This is a genomic window from Aeromicrobium alkaliterrae (assembly GCF_039529015.1).
Lineage (GTDB): Bacteria > Actinomycetota > Actinomycetes > Propionibacteriales > Nocardioidaceae > Aeromicrobium > Aeromicrobium alkaliterrae.
The window spans coordinates 1,037,818-1,062,599 of sequence record NZ_BAAAME010000004.1 but is presented as its reverse complement, the minus strand read 5'-3'; the positions used below and the strand labels follow the sequence as shown (position 1 = coordinate 1,062,599).

20 protein-coding genes are annotated in these 24,782 nt (G+C 72.3%); 12 read left to right on the top strand and 8 right to left on the bottom strand.

Features of this window, described 5'->3' with window-relative positions:
- The first annotated feature begins 92 nt into the window (after window positions 1-92).
- The 11 genes from ABD127_RS13220 (at window position 93) to ABD127_RS13170 (ending at window position 14,714) form a co-directional block, all read left to right on the top strand.
- A complete protein-coding gene (locus ABD127_RS13220) occupies window positions 93-725 on the top strand; it encodes a TetR family transcriptional regulator (RefSeq protein WP_344202346.1) in 633 nt (210 codons plus the stop codon).
- Window positions 726-727: 2 nt separating this feature from the next.
- Window positions 728-1,513: a TIGR03084 family metal-binding protein gene (locus tag ABD127_RS13215; protein ID WP_344202344.1), complete on the top strand. Its 786-nt coding sequence runs from the start codon at window positions 728-730 to the stop codon at window positions 1,511-1,513.
- Window positions 1,514-1,672: 159 nt separating this feature from the next.
- A complete protein-coding gene (locus ABD127_RS13210) occupies window positions 1,673-3,406 on the top strand; it encodes an acyclic terpene utilization AtuA family protein (RefSeq protein WP_344202343.1) in 1,734 nt (577 codons plus the stop codon).
- Window positions 3,403-4,557, top strand: coding sequence for an acyl-CoA dehydrogenase family protein (locus tag ABD127_RS13205; RefSeq protein WP_344202341.1), 1,155 nt, complete (start codon window positions 3,403-3,405; stop codon window positions 4,555-4,557). The genes ABD127_RS13210 and ABD127_RS13205 overlap by 4 nt, the downstream gene beginning before the upstream one ends.
- A gap of 64 nt (window positions 4,558-4,621) precedes the next feature.
- On the top strand, window positions 4,622-6,157 hold the full coding sequence (locus ABD127_RS13200; protein WP_344202624.1) for an acyl-CoA carboxylase subunit beta: 1,536 nt from the start codon (window positions 4,622-4,624) through the stop codon (window positions 6,155-6,157).
- A 127-nt stretch (window positions 6,158-6,284) separates the two neighbouring features.
- A complete protein-coding gene (locus ABD127_RS13195) occupies window positions 6,285-8,225 on the top strand; it encodes an ATP-binding protein (RefSeq protein WP_344202339.1) in 1,941 nt (646 codons plus the stop codon).
- On the top strand, window positions 8,222-9,400 hold the full coding sequence (locus tag ABD127_RS13190; protein WP_344202337.1) for an acyl-CoA dehydrogenase family protein: 1,179 nt from the start codon (window positions 8,222-8,224) through the stop codon (window positions 9,398-9,400). The genes ABD127_RS13195 and ABD127_RS13190 overlap by 4 nt, the downstream gene beginning before the upstream one ends.
- An 83-nt stretch (window positions 9,401-9,483) precedes the next feature.
- The gene (locus tag ABD127_RS13185) at window positions 9,484-10,233 is read left to right on the top strand and encodes an enoyl-CoA hydratase-related protein (RefSeq protein ID WP_344202335.1); all 750 of its coding nucleotides are present in this window, start codon (window positions 9,484-9,486) and stop codon (window positions 10,231-10,233) included.
- 108 nt (window positions 10,234-10,341) lie between these two features.
- Window positions 10,342-10,890, top strand: coding sequence for a Uma2 family endonuclease (locus tag ABD127_RS13180; protein ID WP_344202333.1), 549 nt, complete (start codon window positions 10,342-10,344; stop codon window positions 10,888-10,890).
- An 87-nt stretch (window positions 10,891-10,977) separates the two neighbouring features.
- Window positions 10,978-13,077, top strand: a complete 2,100-nt coding sequence (locus ABD127_RS13175; RefSeq protein ID WP_344202331.1) for a HelD family protein — start codon at window positions 10,978-10,980, stop codon at window positions 13,075-13,077.
- Entirely contained in the window at window positions 13,074-14,714 is a 1,641-nt protein-coding gene (locus ABD127_RS13170; RefSeq protein ID WP_344202328.1) for a metallophosphoesterase family protein, read from the top strand. The genes ABD127_RS13175 and ABD127_RS13170 overlap by 4 nt, the downstream gene beginning before the upstream one ends.
- A gap of 102 nt (window positions 14,715-14,816) precedes the next feature.
- Here the strand turns inward: ABD127_RS13170 and ABD127_RS13165 are convergent, their stop codons facing one another.
- On the bottom strand, window positions 14,817-16,016 hold the full coding sequence (locus tag ABD127_RS13165; RefSeq protein WP_344202324.1) for an ArgE/DapE family deacylase: 1,200 nt from the start codon (window positions 16,014-16,016) through the stop codon (window positions 14,817-14,819).
- Window positions 16,017-16,216: 200 nt separating this feature from the next.
- Between ABD127_RS13165 and ABD127_RS13160 the strand changes: the two genes are divergently transcribed.
- Window positions 16,217-18,094 carry an anthranilate synthase family protein gene (locus tag ABD127_RS13160; RefSeq protein ID WP_344202322.1) on the top strand — a complete coding sequence of 626 codons (1,878 nt, stop codon included), beginning with the start codon at window positions 16,217-16,219 and terminating at the stop codon, window positions 18,092-18,094.
- Between the two features lie 4 nt (window positions 18,095-18,098).
- Here the strand turns inward: ABD127_RS13160 and ABD127_RS13155 are convergent, their stop codons facing one another.
- From ABD127_RS13155 to ABD127_RS13125, 7 genes are all read right to left on the bottom strand, one after another.
- Window positions 18,099-19,019, bottom strand: a complete 921-nt coding sequence (locus tag ABD127_RS13155; RefSeq protein WP_344202319.1) for a DMT family transporter — start codon at window positions 19,017-19,019, stop codon at window positions 18,099-18,101.
- A 161-nt stretch (window positions 19,020-19,180) separates the two neighbouring features.
- Window positions 19,181-20,677, bottom strand: a complete 1,497-nt coding sequence (locus ABD127_RS13150; RefSeq protein WP_344202316.1) for a S1C family serine protease — start codon at window positions 20,675-20,677, stop codon at window positions 19,181-19,183.
- A 19-nt stretch (window positions 20,678-20,696) separates the two neighbouring features.
- On the bottom strand, window positions 20,697-22,154 hold the full coding sequence (locus ABD127_RS13145; protein ID WP_344202313.1) for a sensor histidine kinase: 1,458 nt from the start codon (window positions 22,152-22,154) through the stop codon (window positions 20,697-20,699).
- On the bottom strand, window positions 22,151-22,840 hold the full coding sequence (locus ABD127_RS13140) for a response regulator transcription factor (RefSeq protein WP_344202310.1): 690 nt from the start codon (window positions 22,838-22,840) through the stop codon (window positions 22,151-22,153). The genes ABD127_RS13145 and ABD127_RS13140 overlap by 4 nt, the downstream gene beginning before the upstream one ends.
- 79 nt (window positions 22,841-22,919) lie before the next feature.
- Window positions 22,920-23,780 (bottom strand): fructosamine kinase family protein, encoded by an 861-nt coding sequence (locus ABD127_RS13135; protein ID WP_344202308.1) that lies wholly within the window; start codon window positions 23,778-23,780, stop codon window positions 22,920-22,922.
- Between the two features lie 10 nt (window positions 23,781-23,790).
- Window positions 23,791-24,282, bottom strand: a complete 492-nt coding sequence (locus tag ABD127_RS13130; protein ID WP_344202305.1) for a low molecular weight protein-tyrosine-phosphatase — start codon at window positions 24,280-24,282, stop codon at window positions 23,791-23,793.
- Between the two features lie 3 nt (window positions 24,283-24,285).
- Window positions 24,286-24,672, bottom strand: coding sequence for a phage holin family protein (locus ABD127_RS13125; protein WP_344202303.1), 387 nt, complete (start codon window positions 24,670-24,672; stop codon window positions 24,286-24,288).
- Between the last annotated feature and the right edge of the window lie 110 nt (window positions 24,673-24,782).

The window sequence follows — 24,782 nt, the reverse complement described above, 5'->3', positions numbered from 1 at the left end:
CTGCCCCGCAGGATAGCCAAGTTCGTGGGGCCGTAGGGCATCCAGAAACCGGCACGCTTGACTGTTTCTGGGCCGCTCTCCATGCTGTGGGGGTGTCCACGACCCCCGAGCCGGACGGATCCGTCCCCGTCACGGCCGCGCGCGTCCCTCAGGGGGAGCGGACGCGGCTGATGCGGCTGCGGCTGATGGAGGCCACGGTCGAGAGCCTCGTCGAGGTCGGCTGGACCGGCACGACCACGACGGTCGTGAGCCAGCGCGCGGGGGTCAGCCGTGGCGCCCAGCTGCACCACTTCCCGAGCAAGCAGGACCTCGTCGTCGCTGCGGTCGACTACCTGACGGAGCGTCGCCGCCTCGAGCTCGGTGTGACGGCGGCGGACCTCCCGGAGCAGGGACGCACCCGCGCCGCTCTCGAGCTGATCGCGGCCCAGTACGTCTCGCCCGTGTTCTTCGCGGCGCTGGAGCTGTGGGTCGCGGCCCGCACGGACGAGGCGCTGCACGAGGCCGTCGTGCGGCTGGAGCGCCGCTTCGGCCGCGACGCCCACGCCAACATGATCGCGCTGCTCGACATCGACGAGCGTCGCGGACGCAACCGCCAGCTCGTGCAGGCGACCCTCGACCTCGCGCGCGGGCTCGGGCTCGCCGCCTCGCTGACCGACGACAGTGCCCGCCGGGCGTCGATCCTCGACGCCTGGGCCGAGACCCTCGACCGAGAGCTGGAGACCTGACGATGGACAACCCCGTGATCGCCGACCTGGTGGCGGAGAGCGAGCAGCTCGACGGCTGGGTCGCCGACCTCGACGACGCGGGCTGGGAGACGGTGACGACGCCCGAGGGGTGGACCGTCGCCCACCAGGTCGCGCACCTGATGTGGACCGACCGGGCGAGCCTGGCGGCGATCGCGGGCGGCCAGGAGTGGGACCTGCTCGTGAGCGTCGCGCAGAAGGACCCGACCGGGTTCGTCGACAGCGAGACCGAGCGGCTCGTCGAGATCGCCGCGGAGTCGCTGCTCCACCACTGGCGTGACTCGCGGCAGCGGCTCGAGGCCGCGCTCGGGGCGGTGCCGGACGGCACCAAGATCGCGTGGTTCGGGCCGCCGATGAGTGCGACGTCGATGGCGACCGCGCGGCACATGGAGACCTGGGCGCACAGCCACGACGTCGCCGAAGCGCTGGGGATCGAGGTCCCGCGCACCGACCGCGTGCGGAACGTGTGCCACCTGGGCGTCCGCACGCGCGGGTTCGCCTACATGATGCGCGGCCTCGAGGCTCCGGACGTCGACGTCCGGGTCGAGCTGACCGGCCCCTCGGGCGACGTGTGGACCTGGGGTCCCGAGGGTGCCGAGAACCGCGTCACGGGCGACGCCTGGGACTTCGCGCTCCTGGCGACCCGCCGCCGCCACCGCAGTGACGTCGACGTCACTGCGGTCGGCGACGCGGCCGACGGCTGGCTCGACGTCGTCCAGACCTTCGCCGGCCTGCCGGGCAACGACCCCAAGCCCCTCGCCGACCGCTAGCCCGAGGGCGAGTTACGGAGTCGGCACGGCAGTCGGACCTCGGGCACGGCGAATCTGCCGTGCCCCGGGGCCACGCGCCGTGCCGACTCCGCAATTCGACCGGTGGCAGAACAAACAATCAGGGTTGACTGTTTGTTCTGGACGGGGCACGATGCCAGCGTGACGATTCGCATCGGCAACTGCTCCGGGTACTACGGCGACCGCATCTCCGCGATGCGCGAGATGCTCGAGGGGGGCGACCTCGACTACCTGACGGGCGACTACCTCGCCGAGCTCACGATGCTGATCCTCGGCCGCGACCAGCTGAAGGACCCGTCGCGCGGCTACGCCCGCACGTTCCTGCGCCAGGTCACCGACTGCTTCGCGCTGGCGCAGGAGAAGGGCGTCAAGATCGTCGCGAACGCCGGCGGCGTGAACCCGGCCGGCCTGGCCGAGGCGCTCCGCGAGGCCGCCCAGGAGCAGGGCGTCGAGGTCGCGATCGCCCACGTCGAGGGCGACGACCTGCGCCACCGCACCGACGAGCTCGGCCTGGGCGACGCGCTCACCGCCAACGCCTACCTCGGCGCGTTCGGCATCGCCGCCGCGCTGGAGGCCGGTGCCGACATCGTCGTGACGGGCCGGGTCACCGACGCGTCGGTCGTCGTCGGCCCTGCGATCCATGCCCACGGGTGGCAGCGCGGCGACCTCGACGCGCTCGCCGGCGCGGTCGTCGCCGGGCACGTCATCGAGTGCGGCACGCAGGCGACAGGCGGCAACTACAGCGGCTTCCGCGAGCTCGACCTCAGCGCCCCGCTGGGCTTCCCGATCGCCGAGATCGACGCCGACGGATCGACGGTCATCACCAAGCACGCCAGCGCCGGCGGATCGGTCACGGTCGACACCGTCACGGCGCAGCTCGTCTACGAGATCCAGGGCCCGGCCTACGGCAACCCCGACGTCGTGACGCAGCTCGACTCGATCGAGCTCGCGCAGGAGGGCCCCGACCGCGTCCGCATCAGCGGCGTGCGCGGCGTGCTGCCCCCGCCCACCACGAAGGTCTGCCTCAACGCCCTCGGCGGCTTCCGCAACAGCGTCGCGTTCCAGCTCACGGGCCTGGACATCCCGGCCAAGGCGTCGTGGATCCGCGCGCAGATGGAGGCCTCGCTCGCCGCCGACGTGCCGGACGAGGTGATCTGGCACCTCGACCGCACCGACACCTTCGACCCCGCCACGCAGGCGCAGGCCACGTCGATCCTCTACTGCCACGCCCGCAGCAGCCGTCAGGAGCCGGTCGGTCGCTCGTTCAGCGATGCGGCCGTGCAGGTCGCGCTCGCCTCGTACCCCGGCTTCTACCTGATGGCCCCGCCGTCGAAGGGCGAGCCGTTCGGGGAGTACCGCGCGGCCTACGTCCCGCAGGACACCGTGCCGCACGTCGTCGTCCTGCCGGACGGGACGCGGCTCGACATCGCCCCGCCCAGCGAGACCGCGCCGTTCGCGCCTGACGCGCGCCTCGACGAACCCAGGCCCGCAGCCCCTCCGGCCGATGCGGGCGAGACCCGCCAGGTCCCGCTCGGCGAGATCGCCTACGCCCGCTCGGGCGACAAGGGCGGCAACGCGAACGTCGGCGTCTGGATCCCGGTCGACCACCCCCAGCGCGGGGCCGCCTACGCCTGGCTCGCCGCCGAGCTGACGCCCGAGCGGGTGCGCGAGCTCCTGCCGGAGGCGGCGGGACTGGAGGTCGAGGTCCATCCGCTGCCGCGGATCGCGGCGGTCAACGTCATCGTCCACGGCCTGCTGGGTGCCGGTGTCGCGTCGTCGACCCGGCTCGACCCACAGGCCAAGGCGGTCGGTGAGTGGCTGCGCGCCCGCGTCGTCACGGTCCCCGCGAGCCTGATCCCGGCGGTGGGGGCATGAGCAGCCAGTGGGAGACCCCGGAGCGCCTGGCGCTGCGCGGCGCGGTGGAGGACTTCACCCGCCGCGAGATCGTGCCGCACCTGCCGCAGTGGGAGGACGACGGCGCGCTGCCGCGCTCGCTGCACGCCACCACGGCGAAGGCCGGCTTCCTGGCCGTCGGCTACGACGAGGCGGTCGGCGGCGAGGGCGGCGACATCCTCGACGCCTGTGTCGTGACCGAGGCGATGCTCGCCGCGGGCGGCTCGACCGGCCTGCAGGCGAGCCTCTTCACGCACAGCATCGCTGTGCCGCACATCATCGGCGCCGGGAATCCTGACCTCATCGACCGCTACGTCCGGCCCACGCTGGCCGGCGAGATGATCGGCTCGCTCGGCGTGACCGAACCCGGCGGCGGCTCCGACGTCGCCGCGCTGCGCACCCGCGCGGTGCGCGACGGCGACCACTACGTGGTCAACGGCGCCAAGACCTTCATCACCTCCGGCGTGCGCTCGGACTTCGTCACGACCGCGGTCCGCACGGGCGGCGACGGCCACGGCGGCATCTCGCTGCTCGTGATCGACAAGGACACGCCCGGCTTCACGGTGAGCCGCAGCCTGCGCAAGATGGGCTGGCACTGCTCCGACACCGCCGAGCTGGCCTTCGACGACGTGCGCGTGCCCGTCGCGAACCTCGTGGGGGAGGAGAACGGCGGGTTCTACCTCGTCATGCAGCAGTTCGTCGGTGAGCGGCTCGGGCTGGCCGTGCAGGCGTACGGCACCGCCCAGCGCGCCCTCGACCTCGCCGTCGCCTACGCCCGCGAGCGCGACACGTTCGGCAAGCCGCTCATCAGCCGCCAGGTCATCCGGCACAAGCTCGTCGACATGCACACGCGCACCGCTGCGGCGCGCGAGCTGACCCGCCGCGCGGTCGAGCGCGCGCTCGAGACCGACCGCTCCGACATGTCGCTGATCCTCGACGCCGTCGTCGCCAAGAACCAGGCCGTCGCATGCGTCGAGTGGGTCGTCAACGAGGCGGTGCAGATCCACGGCGGCATGGGCTACATGCGTGAGTCCGAGATCGACCGCCACTACCGCGACGCGCGGATCCTCGGCATCGGTGGCGGCGCCACCGAGGTCATGAAGGACCTCGCCTCCAAGCTCCTGGGCTACTGAAAGGCCACCTGTGAAGACCGTGATCGATCCGACCTCGGCCGCCTACGTCGAGAACCGCGCGGCGATGCTCGAGCGCGTCGACGACCTCGCCGAGCAGCACGCGAAGGCGCTCGCCGGCGGCGGCGAGAAGTACGTCGACCGCCACCACCGACGCGGCAAGCTCACGGCCCGCGAGCGCATCGAGCTGCTCGTCGACGCCGACACCCCGTTCCTCGAGCTCGGGGCGCTGGCCGGCTGGGGCACCGACTTCACGGTCGGCGGGTCAATCATCACCGGCATCGGCGTGGTCGAGGGCGTCGAGTGCATGATCGTCGCCAACGACCCCACCGTGAAGGGCGGCTCGTCCAACCCCGTCACGGTCAAGAAGGGCTTCCGGGCCTCGCAGGTCGCGCACGAGAACGGCCTGCCCACGATCAACCTGGTCGAGTCCGGCGGTGCCGACCTGCCGACGCAGAAGGACATCTTCATCCCCGGCGGCGCGAGCTTTCGCAACATCACCCGCGCCAGCGAGGACCGCCGACCCACCGTCGCGCTGGTCTTCGGCAACTCCACCGCGGGCGGCGCGTACATCCCCGGCATGAGCGACTACGTCGTGATGGTCAAGGAGGCCGCCAAGGTGTTCCTCGGCGGCCCGCCGCTGGTCAAAATGGCCACGGGCGAGGAGTCCGACGACGAGTCGCTCGGCGGCGCCGAGATGCATGCGAGGACGTCCGGCCTGGCCGACTACCTCGCTCAGGACGAGGCCGACGCGATCCGCCTCGGCCGCCAGATCGTCCGCCGGCTCAACTGGCGCAAGAAGGGCCGCCCCGCGGCGGCCGACTACGCCGAGCCGCTGCTCGACGGCGAGGACCTGCTCGGCATCGTCCCGACCGACCTGAAGATCCCGTTCGACCCCCGCGAGGTCATCGGGCGTCTCGTCGACGGGAGCGAGTTCGACGAGTTCAAGCCGCTCTACGGCTCAAGCCTCGTGACGGGCTTCGCCCAGCTGCACGGCCACCCGATCGGCGTCCTTGCCAACGCGCAGGGCGTGCTGTTCAGCCAGGAGGCGCAGAAGGCCGCGCAGTTCATCCAGCTCGCGAACCAGGTCGACACCCCGCTGCTGTTCCTGCACAACACGACCGGCTACATGGTCGGCGCGGAGTACGAGCAGGGCGGCATCATCAAGCACGGCGCACAGATGATCAACGCGGTCTCCAACTCCAAGGTCCCGCACCTGTCGGTCGTGATGGGCGCCTCGTACGGTGCCGGCCACTACGGCATGAGCGGGCGCGCGTACGACCCGCGCTTCATGTTCAGCTGGGTCGGCGCGAAGTCCGCCGTGATGGGGCCGGCGCAGCTCGCCGGCGTCATGGAGATCGTGGCGCGCCAGTCGGCCGAGTCGAAGGGGCAGGTCTTCGACGCGGAGGGCTTCGAGCCGATCAAGGCGATGGTCGAGCAGCAGATCGAGGAGCAGTCGATCGCGTACTTCACGTCCGGCATGGGCTACGACGACGGCGTGATCGACCCGCGCGACACCCGCGCGATCCTCGGCATCTGCCTGTCCGTCATCGCGAACACCGAGATCAAGGGCGCCGACGGCTACGGCGTGTTCCGGCTGTGAGCCGCGTGATGAGGGCTTCGAGGCTCGCGCCGCAGGCGGCACTCGCACCTCAGCCACCGGTGGTTGAGGTGCGAGGCCGCCCGCGGCCGAGCCTCGAAACCTCCCCCCTGACCCAAGGAGCGTCCTCATGATTCGCAGTGTCCTGGTCGCGAACCGCGGCGAGATCGCCCGGCGCGTGTTCCGCACGTGCCGCGAGCTCGGCATCCGCACCGTCGCGGTCCACTCCGACGCCGATGCCGAGGCGCCGTTCGTGGCCGAGGCCGACGTCGCGGTCCGCCTGCCCGGCAACGCCGCCACCGACACCTACCTGCGGGGCGACCTCGTGATCGCCGCCGCGCTGTCCTCTGGTGCCGACGCGATCCACCCCGGCTACGGCTTCCTGTCCGAGAACGCCGACTTCGCCCGCCAGGTGGCCGCGGCGGGGCTGACGTGGATTGGGCCCACGCCGGAGTCGATCGACGCGATGGGCAGCAAGATCCGCGCCAAGGAGCTCATGGCCGCCGCGGGCGTGCCGATCCTCGACGTCGACCCGGCGACCGCGAAGGCCACCGACTTCCCCCTGCTCGTGAAGGCGTCGGCCGGCGGTGGTGGCCGCGGCATGCGTGTCGTCGAGCGCCCGGCGGACCTCGAGCGAGAGCTCGCGGCGGCGAAGGCGGAGGCCGAGTCGGCCTTCGGCGACGGCACCGTGTTCGTCGAGCCGTACCTGCCGACCGCGCGCCACGTCGAGGTGCAGGTCATGGCCGACACGCACGGCACGATCTGGATCCTGGGCGACCGCGACTGCTCGATCCAGCGTCGCCACCAGAAGGTCGTGGAGGAGGCCCCGGCACCGGGCCTGTCCGACCTGACGCGCGAGGCGCTCCACACCGCGGCTCGCAACGCGACGAAGGCGGTCGACTACGTGGGCGCGGGCACGGTGGAGTTCCTCGTCGCCAGCGTCCCGGGCCAGGACGGCGGGATCGAGCAGCGCCCGTTCTTCCTCGAGATGAACACGCGCCTGCAGGTCGAGCACCCGGTCACCGAGCAGGTCTTCGGCCTCGACCTGGTCGCGGCCCAGCTGACCGTCGCCGAGGGGCGTGAGCTCGGTGCGCCGCCGACGGGCCCGGTCGGCCACTCGGTCGAGGTGCGTCTCTACGCCGAGGACGCCGCCGACGACTGGTCGCCGCAGACCGGCGTCCTGCGGGCGTTCGAGGTGCCCGAGGGCGTGCGCTCGGACTCGGCCGTCGAGTCGGGCTCAGTCGTCTCGCACTTCTACGACCCGATGATCGCGAAGGTCGTGGCGTTCGGCGACGACCGGCACCAGGCCATCCGCAAGCTCGACGACGCGCTGCGCCGCACGCGGCTGCACGGCCTCGTGACGAACCGCGACCTGCTGCGCGGCGTGCTCGCCGACGAGGAGTTCGTCGCGGGTCGGGTGCACACCGCGCTGCTGCCCGAGCGCATCGCGGCGTGGACCGCCCCGGTGCTCACGACAGAGCAGCGCGAGCGGATCGTGCTCGCCGCGGCGCTGGCGCAGGCCCGGCTCGCCTCGACGACCTCGCCGACGCTCAGTCGCATCCCCACGGCCTTCCGCAACGTCCCGAGCCAGCCGCGCACGCGGCGCTACACGGTGGCGGGCGAGGAGGTCGAGGCCGCCTACACCGCCACGGTCCGGGGGCTCGCCTCCGAGCTCGCGCAGGTCGTCTCCGCCGAGCCGCACCGGGTGGTGCTGGAGGTCGACGGCGTCACCGAGTCCTACGACGTCGCGATCGGCGACGACTGGGTCGACGTCGACGGCCCGCACGGCTCCCTCGACCTCGTGCCGGTGCCCACGTTCGTGGACCCCGCCGACGTGGTCGCCGAGGGCTCCCTGCTCGCGCCGATGCCCGCGTCGGTCATGAGCGTCGCGGTCGAGCAGGGCCAGAGCGTCAGCAAGGGCGACACGATCGTGGTCCTGGAGGCCATGAAGATGCAGCACACCATCGCGGCGCCGGTCGACGGCGTCGTCACCGAGCTGACGGCGACCGCCGGTCAGCAGGTCGAGTCGGGCGCCGTCCTGGCCGTCATCGAGTCAGAGGAGCAGGCATGACTGAGAGCACCACGGCAGCGTTCAGCGAGACGCAGGAGCGCGGCGAGCTGCGCAAGGCCGTCGCGCAGCTCGGCGCGAAGTACGGCGAGACGTACTTCTACGCCGCCGCCAAGGAGGGACGCAAGACCACCGAGCTGTGGCAGGAGGCCGGCAAGCTCGGCTACCTGGGCGTCTCGATCCCCGAGGAGTTCGGCGGCGGTGGCGGCGACATCGGCGACCTCGCCGCGGTGTGCGAGGAGCTCGCCACGGCGGGCTGCCCCCTGCTGCTGATGGTCGTGAGCCCGGCCATCGTCGGCACCACGATCGCGCAGTACGGCACGCAGGAGCAGAAGGAGCGCTACCTGCCCGGCCTGGCCGACGGCAGCGCGACGTACGCCTTCAGCATCACCGAGCCCGACGCCGGCTCGAACTCGCACAACATCGTCACCAACGCCGCGAAGGCCGAGGACGGCAGCTGGGTGCTCAACGGTCGCAAGACCTACATCTCGGGCGTCGACGAGGCGAGCCACCTGCTCGTCGTCGCGCGGCGCTCCGACGCCAAGACCGGCAAGCTCAAGCCGGCGCTGTTCATGGTGCCCACCGACGCCGAGGGCTTCACGGCCCAGGTCATCGACATGGGCGTCATCAGCCCCGAGAAGCAGTTCACGCTGTTCTTCGACGACGTGCGCATCCCCGCGGACGCGCTGATCGGGTCGGAGGACGCCGGCCTGGAGCAGCTGTTCGCGGGACTCAACCCCGAGCGCATCATGGCCGCCTCGATGGCCACGGGCACCGCACGCTGGGCGATCCGCAAGGCCGTCGCGTACGCGAAGGACCGCGAGGTCTGGGGCACGCCGATCGGCACCCACCAGGCGATCTCGCACCCGCTGGCACGCCTGCACATCGACGTCGAGATGTCCCGCCTGCTGACGCAGAAGGCCGCCGCGCTCTACGCCGCCGGCGACCTGCTGGGTGCTGGCGAGGCGGCCAACATGGCCAAGGTCGCGGCGGGCGAGGCGGCGGCCAAGGCCGTCGACCAGGCCATCCAGACCCACGGTGGCAACGGCCTGGCGAACGAGTACGGGCTGGTGCAGGCGGTCGCGTCGTCGCGGCTGTCGAACATCGCCCCGGTCAGCAAGGAGATGGCGCTCAACTTCGTGGCGCAGTTCTCCCTCGGCCTCCCGAAGTCTTACTGACCCCTTCCGCCCCTTGAGGTGCGAGCGAGGAACGAGCGAGCCTCGAAAGGGGCACCGCCACCACCGACCGCAGGAGCGTTCCCATGTCTGAACTGGTCCATCTCGACGTCGCCGACGGCGTCGCCACCATCACGCTCGACAGCGAGCACAACCGCAACGCTCTGAGCCGCCAGCTCGTGGGCGAGCTGCGCGAGCACCTGGCGTCGGCCGAGGGCGACACCGACGCGAAGGTCGTCGTGATCCGGTCGGCGCACCGGGTGTTCTGCTCCGGCGCCGACCTCTCGGAGGCTGCGACGGGCAGCATGGAGGAGGGGGCCCGTGCGATCGTCGACCTGCAGCGCCGGCTGGCGACGTCGGTCAAGCCGGTCGTCGTGGTGCTGGCCGGGCCGGTGCGGGCCGGTGGGCTCGGCATCGTGTGTGCCGCGGACATCGTCCTGGCGGGGGAGTCGGTCACGTTCGCGCTGACCGAGGTGCGCCTCGCCGTGGCGCCGGCGGTCATCTCGCTGACGCTGCTGGAGCGGTTCAGCCAGCGTGCGGCGGCCGACCTGTTCCTCACCGGCCGCACGTTCACGTCGGCCGAGGCGGTGACGGCCGGCCTCGTCACCCGGACCGTGCCGGACGCCGAGCTCGAGGTCGCGCTCGCCGAGACGCTCGCGGACCTGGCGAAGGGCTACCCGCAGGGGTTCCGCGAGACCAAGGCGCTGCTCAACCACGACCTCGTGGCTCGCATCGACGCCCTGGGCGACGACGTCGCGGCGCAGTCGGCCCGCCTGTTCGGCAGCGACGAGGCCCGCGAGGCGATGCTCGCGTTCCTCAACCGCAAGAAGGGCTGACACCCCTCCGCGCTAGGGGGCCTGTGGACGGCCGTTCGCGCCGCACGGCGTGAGTGTCCGAGGCTGCAGGCATGGTCGAGTGCGACGAAAAGGGGCAGCATGGGAGTCATGGAGACCGTCGAGACGCTGCGGGTACCGGGTCCGTGGACCGTGGCCCAGCGCGACGAGCTGCCCGATGACGGCAAGCGGTACGAGGTCATCGACGGGGTGCTGCTCGTGAACGCCGCACCTCGCCCGGCGCACCAGGGTGTCCTCGTGAGCCTGGCCATCCTGCTCCGCACGGCTGCGCCCGAGCACCTCAAGGTCCACGTCGCGCCGCTCGACGTCGTGCTGGCCGACGACACCGTGGTCGAGCCCGACGTCCTCGTCGCCCGGGCCGCCGACTTCTCCGACCTCAACCTGCCCGGGCCGCCGCTGCTCGCGGTCGAGGTGCTCTCGCCGTCGACCCGATCGGTCGACCTCGTGCTCAAGAAGGAGCGCTACGAGCGTGCCGGCATCGCCGGGTACTGGCTGGTCGACCCGGCGGAGCTGGTGCTGACGGTCCACGAGCTGCGCGACGGGCAGTACGTCGAGGTCGCGCGCGTCACGGCTGACGAGACCTGGTCCACGCAGGTGCCGTTCCCGGTCACGATCACCCCGCGCGACCTGCGGTACTGACGGCTCCGAGCGTTCACCTCACGTGGCGGCGACTGTCGGTCATCGCGTCTACACTGAATGGCTCGCCCTGAACGTCTGAGGAGACCGGTGACCTCACCTGCTGCTGCCCAACGCGAGATCGCGTCCGAGCAGTCCTACGTCGACACCGTGTACGAGCGGCTCGACGCCTCCGCCGACGTCGCGCGCGCCCTCGTGAAGGAGGGCTTCGAGCGCGGTCACGTGGGTCACGAGGGCGGCCTGGTCGAGCGTGACGCGATGGTCTTCCAGGCCACCCGCCGGCTCACCGCGCTCAACGCGGCCCACGACGGCCTGGTGTTCGGGCGCCTCGACCTCGGCACGGGCGAGCCTCGTTACATCGGCCGCATCGGCGTGCGCGACGCCGAGCGCGAGATCCTTCTCATCGACTGGCGCGCTCCGGCCGCCTCGGTGTTCTACCAGGCCACCGCCGCCGACCCGGCCGGCGTCGTGCGGCGGCGCGTGCTGCGCTGCTCGGGCAGCACCGTGATCGGCATCGAGGACGACCTGCTCGACGCCGAGTCGGCCCCGGCCGACATGGTCGTCGTGGGTGAGGGCGCGCTGCTGGCCAGCATGTCCCGGGCCCGCGACGCGCGCATGCACTCGGTCGTCGCGACGATCCAGAAGGAGCAGGACGACGCGATCCGCGCGCCCAGCCGCGGCGCCACGATCATCGGCGGCGGCCCCGGCACGGGCAAGACCGTCGTGGCCCTGCACCGGGCGGCCTACCTGCTGTACACCGACCGTCGACGCTTCGAGTCCGGCGGCGTCCTCGTCGTGGGCCCGTCCGGGGTCTTCATGGCGTACATCGAGCGGGTGCTGCCCAGCCTCGGCGAGACCAGCGTGACGCTGCGCTCGCTCGGCGAGGTCGTCGACGGGGTCAAGGCCGCGCGCCACGACGAGCCGGTCGCCGCCGCGGCCAAGGGCTCGCAGCGCATGGTGCGCGTGCTGCGCCGCCTCGCCACCGAGGGGTCGCCCGAGACCCCCACGTCGTTCCGGTACTTCTACAAGGACGACGTGCTCCGGCTCGACGAGAAGCGCCTCGCCGGGCTGCGCCGTCACCTGCTCCAGCAGTCCACCTACAACCGCGTCGTGCCGCGCGCACCTGCGGTGCTCGCCGACGCGCTGTGGCAGCAGGTGCGGGGTGAGCGGGCCCGCGAGGAGGGCCGCGAGGGCTTCCTCGACGTGCTCGTCGACGACCACCGCTTCGTCGACTTCGTCGAGGCGTGGTGGCCCGAGCGCGACGCCGTCGACCTGTGGCGCAGCCTGCCCGCGCGCATCGCGGAGATCGCGCACGGAGCGTTCCGCCGCGAGGAGCTCGACGCCCTGCGCGCCTCGTGGGACGGCCAGCCGCCCAGCATCGAGGACGTCCCGCTGATCGACGAGCTCCGGTACCTGCTGGGGGAGGTGCCGCCGCGCGTCGACGAGGACGTCGACGTGCCCAAGCAGCTCATGAGCTTCGAGCGCCGTGAGCGCGAGGACGTCCGCTCGACCCGGTCGATCGAGGACGACGGCTACGCGCACGTCCTGATCGACGAGGCGCAGGACCTCTCGCCGATGCAGTGGCGCATGGTCGGCCGTCGCGGCCGCCACGCCAGCTGGACCATCGTCGGCGACGCGGCGCAGTCGTCCTGGCCCGTGCCGGCCGAGGCCGAGCAGGCCCGCGTCGACGCTCTCGAGGGCAAGCCGGAGCACCGCTTCCGACTGTCCACGAACTACCGCAACTCCGCCGAGATCTACGACCTGGCCGCCGACGTCGCGCGCCGGGCCATCCCGGGCGCCGACCTGGCCGACGGGGTGCGTCGCACGGGCGAGCAGCCGGCTCACCTCGAGGTGCCAGCCGCGGGCATCGCCACCGCGGTGCGCGAGGAGGCCGAGAAGCTCCTGGGCCGGGTCGAGGGCTCCGTCGCCGTCGTCGCGCCCCTGGCGCTGCGCCCGCTGCTCGAGCGCGAGCTCGCCACGACCCTCGCCTCGCACGACCGCCTGCGCCTGCTCGACGCCCTCGAGACCAAGGGCCTGGAGTTCGACGCCGTCATCGCGGCCGAGCCCGACGTGCTGATCGGTGAGTCCGAGGCCGGGTGGCGCACGTTCTACGTCGTGCTCACCCGTGCCACCCAGCTGCTGACGACTGTCGGGTCGACGTCCCGATGGAGGACGGAGGAGCCTGCGTGAGGCTCAAGCCCCGACGACCCGATCTCCGCGTGCTGCTCACGCGCCTCCTGGCGCTGGTCGTCCTGCTGGTGGTCGTGGCCCCGGTCGGCGTGGCCGTGGCTCGCACGACGTTCGAGACCTCGGAGCGCTCGATCTCGATCGGTGCGCACCAGGCGATCCTGCGGCCCGACTACTCGGGCGAGATCGTCGTCGACTTCGGACCGCTGCTGCCGCTCGCGAAGCTCCCGGTCGACGACTCACCGTTCAACATCGGGGCCACGATCCAGCTCGGTGACGCCGACGTCGTCTCGCTCGACGAGCTGCTCGCGCGCGACGCCGTCATCGCGTCGCAGCCCGACGGCGAGATCGCCTCGGTCGAGGCGGCGCTGCGCGGCATGTGGATCGACTCGGCGCTGCGCGGCGCCGGTGTGTCCGCGGCCCTCGCCGCGGTGCTCGCGGCCGGCTGGCTCAGCATCGGGGCGACGCGGCGTGCCGAGATCCTCCAGGGTGTGCGGAACCCGGCGCCCCGGCGGCTGGTCGCCGGCGGCACGGTGGGCGTCGTGCTGGTCGCCGGACTGGTCGTCGCGGTGCGCGCCGACCCGACGTCGGTCGACCGCGACATCTCGTGGGTCAAGATCGGCGAGGTCTTCCCGAACCTGCCGAGCGACCCGATCCTGGAGCGCCTCGAGCTGTCCGACGGTGCGGCCCTGCGCAGCGGTGAGTCGCTCATCGAGGGTGCGATCCGCACGTACCAGGAGTCGAGCACGTTCTTCGACAAGCTGGCCGAGACCGCGAAGGACGTCGAGGTGCGGCAGCCCGAGGAGGGCCAGACCGTCGCGCTCGTCGTGACCGACCGCCACGACAACGTCGCGGTCGACCCGACCGCCCGCCAGATCGCCGAGAACGCCGGCGCCACGATGCTGCTCGACCTCGGCGACGACACCTCCAACGGCGCGTCGTGGGAGGAGTTCAGCATCAACTCCCTGGCGCGTGAGTTCCGGGACTTCGAGATCGTCGCGGTCGCGGGCAACCACGACCAGGGCGACAACATCGCGAAGCACATGGAGGACAAGGGCTTCCAGCTGCTCAAGGGCGAGCCGGTCACGATCGACGGGGTCCGGTTCATCGGCGACAGCGATCCGCGCTCGTCCGGGCTCACCAAGGGCTACACCGGTGACGAGGACGACAACATCGCCGCGATCAAGGAGCAGGACCAGGCCCTCACCGAGGCCGCGTGCGACGACGGGGACGTCTCGGTCGCGCTGGTGCACAGCGCGGCTGCCTCGCGCGAGCTCTCGGAGTCGGGCTGCGTCGACCTGATCCTGTCGGGCCACCTGCACCGCCAGGTGGGCCCCGACGTCGTCCTCAGCGACGACGGCGAGCCCACCGTCACGCTCACGACCGGCACGACGGGCGGCGCGATCTACGCCTTCGCCCTCGGCACCGGCCTGCGGCGCGAGGCGCAGATGACGCTCGTGACGTTCGAGGACGGAGTGCCGGTCGGCCTCCAGCTCGTCGACATCGACACGGGCGGCGGCATCACGCCGCAGGAGTACGTGACGCTCGAGCAGCTCATCGCCGACCAGGCCCCGACCGACCCGTCGACCGCCCCCACCGACGAGCCCGAGCCCGGCCCAGGCCCCGACACCGTCCAGTAACCCCCCAGGAGCGGTGACTGAGGGACCAGTCCCCACCGCGAGCGGTGAGACAGAGACGAGTGCGGGCCTCGCACTCGTCCGTATCTCACCGCTCGGGCGGGGTCAGGTGCAGCGGGCGAGGATGAGGCGGGCGTAGGCCTCGGCGGCGGTGACGACGTCGTCGATGCGGACCTGCTCGTCGACCGCGTGGGCGTGCTCGATGTCGCCAGGACCGAACTGCACCGTCGGCACCCCGGCGCCCTGGTAGAGCCGCAGGTCGGACCCGTACGGCGCGCCGACGACGGCCGGCCCGCCGCCCACCGCCTCCAGCACGTCGGTCAGGAACGGGTCGCCGTCGGGCAGCGCCCCCGCGGCGAATCGGCCGCCGGGCCACGTGACGGTCGCCGGGTTCTCGCGCAGGTACGGGTGGTCGGCGGCGCGCACGGCCTCCTCGAACGCGGCCTCGGCGTCGGCCAGCGACTCACCCGGCATCACGCCGTGGCGCCCCTCGGCCACCAGCAGGTCGGGCACCGTGCTGGCCCACTCGCCGGCCCGCAGGATGCCGACGCTGATCGGCCACGGCACACCGACGAACGGCGCGGCCGGCGTGGCGTTGCGCCGTTCCTCGAGCTCGCGCAGGGCGTGGTGGATCGACTCGAAGACCTCGATCGCGCTGACGCCCGACGCCCGCATCGAGCCGTGCGTCGAGTGCCCGGGCACCTCGACGCGGAACGTCAGCGACCCGGCGTTCGCGGCGACGACCTGGTGAGCGGTGGGCTCGGCGATCAGGCACGCGTCGCCGAGGTGCCCGCGCCGCAGCGTCGCGAACGTGCCGATGCCGCCGTCCTCCTCGCCGATCACGGTGTGCACCGCGAAGGGGCGCGCGAGCTGGACGTCGAGAGCGGCGACGGCGCGCGCTGCGGCGATGATCGCGACGACCCCGCCCTTCATGTCGCACACCCCGCGACCGAACCACGACCCGTCGACCTCGTGAAGGTGCCACGGGTCGGCGCCGGTCCACGATTCCGGGTCACCCGAAGGGACGACGTCGAGGTGTCCGTTCAGCACGAGCGCGGGTGTGCCAGGGCCCGAGACGCCGACGCAGCCCCAGGCCTCCTCACGCTCGACCTCCTCGCCGGGGAAGTCGGGGTCGGCGCGGAGCTCGTCGAGGTCGAGCCGCCACAGGTCGACGTCGAGCCCGAGGCCCTGCAGCGTCGCCGCGCTCCACCGCTGCGCCATGACCTCGCCCTCCGAGCCACCGACGGAGTCGATGCTGACGAGCTGCGCCAGGTCGCGGCGGATCAGGTCGACGTCGATGTCCATGGTCATCAGTGTTCCAGCGGGTCGCGAACGGACTCCGTCGTGGTCCGCCGACCGGGGCCGCTAGTCTGCTGCCATGTCCGAGCGTCGCTGGTGGCCCCTCCGCTAGAGGAGGACTGCCGTCGCACGCGCCCAGACCCCTCGCACCGGGGCTGGGCGTTCTTCACGTCCGGGCCCCGGGCGAACCCCGTGAGGAAACCACCATGACCCAGCTCGACGACCTCCTGGTACAGCCGGCCTTTGCACTGATCCGCTCGCGCGAGGCCGACACCGTGACCCTGATCGGGGGTCCGCGCCTCGACGTCGAGTCGCTCGCGGACATCCCGGTCACCAGCGGCGCTCCCGAGGGCGGCGCCACGTGGGACCACCTCGTGCTCGTGCCGTTCGCCCAGGTCCGCGAGCGCGGGTACGCGGCCCACCAGGACGGCACGCCGCTGAGCGTGATCCGCGCCGACCTGCAGGCGGAGATCGGCCTAGCCGAGCTCCTCGAGCAGCTCCCCGACGCGCCCGTCGAGTTCGCCGACCGCGGTGGCTTCGAGACCAGCGACGACGACTACGCGCAGGTCGTGCGCCAGATCATCGACGACGAGATCGGCCAGGGCGAGGGCGCCAACCTCGTGATCGGTCGTCACTACCGCGCGCAGCTCTCCACGTGGGGCCACGCCGAGGCGCTCACGGTCCTCCGGCGCCTGCTGGAGCGCGAGCGCGGCGCCTTCTGGACCTTCTGCATCTTCACGGGCGACCGCTACCTCGTGGGCGCGAGCCCCGAGCGTCACGTCAGCGTGGAGCACGGCGAGGTGCGGATGAACCCGATCAGCGGCACGTTCCGGCTGCGCGGGCTCGAGACGCACGCCGAGCGCAAGGCGGCGCTGCTGGAGTTCCTGCGCGACGAGAAGGAGATCTACGAGCTCTTCATGGTCGTCGACGAGGAGCTCAAGCAGATGTGCGACATCTGCCACGAGGGTGGCCTGGTGCTCGGGCCCTACCTCAAGCCGATGACGCACCTCGTGCACACCGAGTACCTGCTGTCCGGACGCACCGACCGCGACGTGCGCGACGTGCTGCGCGACTCGATGTTCGCCGCGACCGTGACGGGCAGCCCCGTCGAGAACGCGTGCCGCCTGATCGAGCGCTACGAGCCGGAGGGCCGTGGCTATTACGCCTCGGTCGCGGCGCTGATCGGCCGCGACGCCGACGGTGGGCAGCGGGCTGACGCTCCCATCCTGATCCGCACCGCCGACGTCAGCCTCGACGGCCGCCTCAAGGTCACCGCGGGTGCGACGCTCGTGCGCGACTCCGATCCCGACTACGAGACCGCCGAGACGTGGGCCAAGGCCGGCGGCATCCTCAGCGCGTTCGGCCTGGTCGACGCTGCGCCCGCGGCCACCGAGGGGTACGACGCGTTCACGCGCGAGGACGACGTGCTGATCGCGCTCGGTGCGCGCAACCAGCGGCTCAGCCAGTTCTGGTTGACCGACCAGTCGGGTGCCGCGCCGGAGCCGAGCCTCGCGGACCAGCGGGTCGTGATCCTCGACGGGGAGGACGACTTCGTCAACATGCTGAGCCACGTGTTCGGCGTGCTGGGCATGACGACCGACGTCGTGCGCCACGACGCCTACACGCCCGGAGCGCTCGACGGCTACGACCTCGTCGTCGTGGGGCCGGGCCCCGGCGACCCGCGCGACACGGCCGACCCGAAGATCGCGGTGATCCACGGCGTCGTCGACGAGCTGCTCGCCGAGGAGCGGCCGTTCCTGGCGGTGTGCCTCGGCCACCAGGCGCTCGCGCACCGGATCGGGCTCGACCTGGCGTTCAAGGACATCGTCTTCCAGGGCACGCAGAGCCGCCTGGAGGTGCTGGGGCGCTCCGAGACGGTCGGCTTCTACAACACGTTCGTCGCCCGGGTGCCGGAGTCGGGCCTGCCGGAGGGCGTCACGGTCGAGCGGGACGAGCCCACGGGCGACATCCACCTCATCGCCGGTCCGCACTACCGCGGCGTGCAGTTCCATGCCGAGTCGGTGCTGACCCAGAACGGCTTCCGGATCCTGCGCGACCTCGTGCTGGACCTGATCGGACGCTAGGCGGCTAGGCCGGGGTGGGGACCGTCCGGCGGGGGCGCCAGCGGGTGATGCCCACGCCGAGCAGGCACAGCGCGCCTCCGGCGAACGCCAGCGGCGCGGGTACCTCGTCGAGCAGGAGCCACGAGATGCCGGTCGCGACGACCGGCACGAGGTAGGTGGTCGAGGCGACCTGCCCGGCCGACAGCCGCCGCATCGCGTAGGCCCAGGTCGTGAACCCGATCGCGGTCGGGAAGACGCCGAGGTAGACGAGCCAGAGGACGTCGCTGGTGCCGGCCGAGCCGAGCTCGTCGACCAGGCCCGGGCTGCACGGCAGGCAGACGAGGGCACCGATGCCGCACGCCATCCACACCGACATGCCGGCCGGCACGGTCGCGAGGGTGGGCTTCTGCGTCAGCGCACCGACGGCGTAGAACACGGCGGCAGCCAGGCACAGCACGACGCCGACCGTGCTGGCCGTCTCGACGCCCTCGCCGCCGCCGGTGCTGGCCGCGATGAGCGCGACGCCGGCGAACGCGACCGCCATGCCCGCGAGCAGCGGCTTCGGGAAGCCCTCCTTGAGGAGCCAGCCGGCGAGCAGGGCGATGAGGATGGGGCCGACGTTGACCACGAGCGCCGCCGTGCCGGCGTCGAGGTGGGTCTCGCCGGCGTTGAGGGCCACGTTGTAGGCGCCGAACCAGATGATGCCGTAGACGATCGTCAGCCCGAGGGTGCGTCCGCGGGGGATCGGGTAGCGCCAGGGGCGGACCACGAGCGTCAGCGCCACGAAGCCCGCGAGCAGGCGACCCAGCGCCATCGGGCCCGGGCTGAGGACGTCGGTGATGGCGCGGATGCCGACGAACGCCGAGGCCCAGAGGACGACGGTGACGGCGAGCGCGGGGACCGAGAGGTCGCGGCCGGTCAGGGGAAGCGCGGGGGAGGTGGCCACGCTCGAACGCTAGTGACTCCCACCGACAGGCCGACAGGCCCGATACGGCCCCGTGCCGTCGACTTCCTGCCGCGGTTTCCCACGAGTCCCCCTACGACTTCGTCGTGGGAGGTGCCCCCACTCCGGATTCGAGCGGTCTCGTGGGAATCCGCAGACGGGGGTTACTCCTCGGAGAGCTGGCCGCCGTCGGAGTCGAGCGTGACGTCGGCGGTCTGGGTCTTGCCGTCGCGCAGGTACGTGATCTCGACGGTGTCGCCCGGCTGGTGGCCGCGGACCGAGGCGACGAGCGCGCTCGAGCTCGCGACCGGGATGCCGTTCAGCGCCGTGATGATGTCGCCCGCCTTCAGCCCGGCCTTGTCGCCCGCGCCGCCGGCCTCGATCTCGCGGATCTCGGCGCCGATGCCGGTGAGCTCGTCCTCCTCGGTGGCCGGGGTGACCGTCACGCCGATCTTGGCGTGCTCGACGGTCTTGCCCTCGACGAGCTGCTGAGCCACGTTGCGGGCGAGGTCGATCGGGATCGCGAAGCCCAGGCCGATCGAGCCGGACGCGCTCGAGTTGGTGCGGATCGCGGAGTTGATGCCGATGACGTTGCCGGCCAGGTCGATCAGCGGGCCGCCGGAGTTGCCCGGGTTGATCGCCGCGTCGGTCTGCACCGCGGGGAACACCGTGGCGTTCTCGCCGGAGGCGTCGCTGGACTCGACGGGGCGGTTGAGCGCGCTGACGATGCCCGTCGTGACGGTGCTCTCCAGGCCGAACGGCGAGCCGATCGCGATGACGTCCTGGCCGACGCTCAGGTCGGCCGAGCTGCCCAGCGTGGCGGGCTTGAGCCCGCTGACGCCGTCGGCCTTGATCACGGCGAGGTCGGTCACCGAGTCACGCCCGAGGATCGTGGCCTCGGCGTTGGTGCCGTCGCTGAACGCCACCGTGATCGTGCCGTCCTCGGCCGCAGCCTCGACGACGTGGTTGTTGGTGAGGATCTCGCCGTCCGAGCTGAGCACGACGCCGGAGCCGGAACCGCCCTCCTCGCCGCTGCGCACGTTGATCTGCACGACGGACGGCATGACCTCGCGGGCGATGGTCTCGACGTCACCCTTGGGGGCCTCGTTGTCGGAGGCCGGGACGTCGAGGGCCGAGGTGCCGTCGGGGATCGAGCTCGAGCCGCCGTCGCCCTGCAGGGCCGCGCCGCCGTAGCCGGCGCCGGCGGCGATGACCGCGATCAGCGCGCCGATGCCCACGACCTTCGCGACCCGCTTGCCGCGGCCGGACCCGCCGGTCGGACCGGCTCCCGAGGTCTCGGTCGGCGGAGCCGCGGGGGGCACGAACGGGGGCAGGCCCGAGGACCCGGACGACGGAGGTGCCGTGTCGGACGGCGCAGCGGCCGGGGGCGGCACGACGGCACCCATCGGGAGCACGGAGGTGGAGGCGGGCGCGCCGGCGCTGGCCGGGTCGACCGGCTCGTCGTCGTGCAGCGGCGCGGAGGCGCGGCCGGCGGACGACTCCGCCAGCTCGGGCTCGACCGGCGCTGCCGGCGTCGCGACGTGCTCGGTGGTCGCCTCGTCGGCGGCGGTGCCGCCCGGGGCCTCGGGGGTCGTGTCCGCGGGGACGTCCACGGGGGGCGCAGGCACGCGCTCGGCGAAGGGATCGTGCGGTTCGTTCATGGGGACAGGATCTCCGTGGTCACTGAGACGGCTCTGAGACGGGCGTGTGAGGGGCCGAAGGGTTGGATCCGGGCACCGTCATGCGGAACGTGGCGCCGGAGCCGGGTTCGGACTCCACCTCGACGGTACCGCCATGGCGTTCGGCGGCACGGCGGACGATCGACAGGCCCAGACCCGACCCGGGCAGGGTGCGAGCCTCGCGGGAGCGGTAGAACCGCTCGAACACGTGCGGCAGGTCGGCCTCGGCGATGCCGGGACCGTGGTCCCGCACCGTCACGACGCCGTCCTGGAGCGAGACCTCGACGGTGCCCTCGGCGGGGCTCCACTTGGCGGCGTTGTCGAGCAGGTTGGTGACGGCGCGCTCGAGGGCTCGCGGCTCGCCGACGACCCACCACGGCTCGAGCGTCGTCGCGAACGTCAGCGACGGCGCGCGCAGCTGGACCCGGTTGATGGCGTGCTCGACGACCTCGGAGAGGTCGAGCGGCTCGGGGTCGTGGTGCAGCGGCTCGTCGCGGGCGAGCTCGACGAGGTCGCCGATCAGGGAGGTGAGCTCCTCGACCTGCGCCCGGATGTCGACCATGACCTCGGTCGACTGGTCGTCGGTCAGGGGACGACCTGCGGTGCTGGCCTGCGTCAGGAGCTCGACGTTGGTGCGCAGGCTCGTGAGCGGCGTGCGCAGCTCGTGACCGGCGTCGGCGACGAGGCGCCGCTGCTGGGCCTGCGAGGCGTCCAGCGCCATGAGCATCTGGTTGAACGAGGTGGTGAGGCGGGCCAGCTCGTCGCGGCCGACGACCTCGATCGGCTGCAGCTCCTGCGTGCGGGCGACGTGCTCGGCGGCGCGCGTGAGGCGTCGGACCGGGCGCAGGCCGTTCGAGGCCACGGCCCAGCCCGCAGCACCGGCGACCGCCATGCCGGCGAGCGTCGTGATGGCGAGGACCAGACCGAGGCGGTCGAGGGTGTGCTGCACGGAGTCCATCCGCTGCACCATCACGAGGGCCGATGCGGGGCCCGCCTGGACCGCGACGACGCGGTAGGCGTCGCCGTCGACGATCGCGGTGCGGGCCGAGCTGGTCTGCTGGCCGAGCGAGACCGCGACCTCGGTCTCGGTGAGCTGCACCTTGGTGCTGCCGGTCAGGGTCGCGAGGACGCGGTCGCCCTCGACCCGGTAGATCTCCATGCCGGCGACGTCGAGGAGGTCGGCGTCCTGCTCGTTGAGCGATCCTGGCGTGTAGCCGGCCGCGACGGCCTGCTCGGCGCGGACGCGGATCGACGCGTCGAGGTTGTCGACGAGCTCGGCGCGCACGACGACGTAGACGCCCGCGCTGACGCTGCTGAGCGTGAGGGCGACGGCGGTCGTGGTCAGCGTCGCGACGCGAGCGGCCAGCGAGACGCGGAGCGTCCACTGGTGCATCCGCTGGTGCACCGTCTCGACCACGCCACGGCGGGGGCGCTCGCGCTGGGTCTGCGTGTCGGTCACGGCGGGGTCTCGCGCAGCACGTACCCGACGCCGCGGACCGTGTGGAGCAGGCGGGTCTCGCCCTCGGCCTCGAGCTTGCGGCGGACGTAGCCGACGTAGACCTCGAGCGAGTTGGCGGTCGTGGGGAAGTCGAAGCCCCAGACCTCCTGCAGGATGAACGAGCGCTCCAGGACGCGCTTGGGCCGCTGCAGGAACAGCTCCAGGAGCGTGAACTCGGTGCGGGTCAGCGAGATCTCGCGGTCGCCGCGGCGCACCTCGCGGGTCACGGGGTCGAGCGAGAGGTCCGCGAACGTCAGCGGGTCCTCGTCCTCGAGCTCGGGCGACAGGTTGGCCCGGCGCAGCAGTGCCCGCAGCCGCGCGAGGAGCTCCTCGAGCGCGAACGGCTTGGTCAGGTAGTCGTCGGCGCCGGCGTCGAGGCCGTCGACCCGGTCGGTCACGGCGTCGCGTGCGGTGAGCACGATGATCGGCACGTCGTTGCCGGCCGAGCGCAGCGCGCGGGTCGTCTCGAGCCCGTCGAGGCGCGGCATCATGACGTCCATGACGATCGCGTCGGGCTGCACCTGGGGCGTGCGGGCGAGGGCCTCGACGCCGTCGGTGGCCACCTCGACGGTGTAGCCGTTGAACTCCAGGGACCGTCGGATCGAGTCACGGACGGCTCGATCGTCGTCGACCACGAGGATGCGCATGAGGCCTAGTCTGCCCGGCGGCCCTGAGCCACGCCTGAGATTGAGCGGTTCTTCGGGTGAGGAACGGGCCGCGCGGGGGTCAGAGCAGGCTGCGGGCCGCGGCGGCGGCGCGGGCGCCGTAGCCGCCGCCGAACAGCACGGCGTGCACCAGCAGCGGGTGCAGCTGGTGCAGCGCCACCCGGTCCTCCCAGCCCTCGGCCAGCGGCGCGACCTCGCTGTAGGCGTCGAGGATGCGCTGCAGGTGCGTGATGCCGAACAGCGAGAGCATCGCGAGATCGGTCTCGCGGTGGCCGCCGTGGGCCGCCGGGTCGATGACCCACGCGGTGTCCTCCTGGCCCCACACGACGTTGCCGGACCACAGGTCGCCGTGGATCCGGGCGACCGGCTCCGGGTCGCCGGCGAGGGTGTGGATGCGCTTGACGACGGTCTCGATGACGTCGGCCTCGTCGGGCGTCAGGGCACCCCGCTGCAGGCCGGCGCGCACGTACGGCATGACCCGGCGCGAGGCGTAGAACTCCGGCCACGACGGCAGCGGGCGGTTGGGCAGCGGTGCGAGTCCGATGTAGCCGTCCTGGGCCGCGCCGAACTCGTCGGCGCCGGCTGCGTGCGTCGCGGCGAGCGCACGGCCGAGCGACTCGGCGGCCTCGGCCGTGGGTCGGCCGGGCTCGATCCAGGCGAGCACGAGGCAGTCGTCGTCGACGGCCAGGACGTCGGGCACGGCGGCGCCGCCGGCGTCGCGCAGCCAGCGCAGGCCGCGGGCCTCGGCCGCGAAGAACCCGGCGGGCGCCTGGGGGCGGGTCTTGATGACGGCGGAGCGCCCGTCGGACAGGCGCAGACGCGTCGACGTGCAGATGTTGCCCCCGGCCACGGGGGTCGTCGACACCACGGCGACGCCCAGCAGCTGCTCACCGCGTGAGGCGGTGCCCGTCATCCGTGCCATGACGTCGACTTTACGGGGCCGTGGGCCGCAGGTGCTCCGTGAGCGCGTCGCTCGTGCGCTCGACCATCGCGAGCACGCGCGTGAAGCCGCCCTCGTCGCCGAACCAGGGGTCCGGGACCTCCCGGTCCTCAGGCGAGGACTCGGGGTCGAACGAGCGGAACATGCGCACCTTCTGCTGCTCCTCGACGGTCGGCGCGAGCTCGAGCACGTCGGCCTCGTTGCTGTGGTCCATGACCAGGATCAGGTCGTTCTCGGCGTACTCGTCGATCGTGAACTTCCGCGCGACGTGATGGCTCGGGTCGTAGCCCGCCTCGCTCAGCGTCGCGGCGGCGCGCGAGTCCATGGGGTCACCGGTGTGCCAGCCACCCGTGCCCGAGGACGTCACGACGACGCGGTCACCGAGGCCGGCCTCGGTCAGCTTCTCCTCCAGCACGACGTGGGCCATGGGGGAGCGGCAGATGTTGCCGAGGCAGACCAGGGTGACCCGGTAGGGGTCGGCCACCGGTCAGTCGCCCTCGGGCAGGAACGCCCGGACGACGGCCTGCGCGATCGAGATGACGACCGACGCCAGCACGGCCCACCAGAACCCGTCGAGGACGAAGTGCACGCCGAAGCCGTCGCTGATCGCCTCGACCAGCAGCAGCATCAGGGCGTTGATGACGAGCAGCGCCAGGCCGAGCGACAGGATGATGAACGGCAGCGACAGCAGCTTCACGACCGGCGCGACGAACATGCTGACGACCGTGAAGAACAGGCCGACCAGGAGCACCGCGAGGACGCGGTTGGTCATGGTCTCGCTGGGCTCGCCGATGTCCATGTGGTCGCCCAGCAGCCAGGCGGCGAAGGCGAGCGCGACCGAGCTGGCGACCCAGGTGCTGAGGAAACGTTCCATGCCCGAAGTCTGGCAGAAGGGCGCGGGTACCTCCGCCCCTTGAGGTGCGAGCGAGGGACGAGCGAGCCTCGAACGGGGCACGGCAGCTGGCCCTCGGGCACGGCAAATTT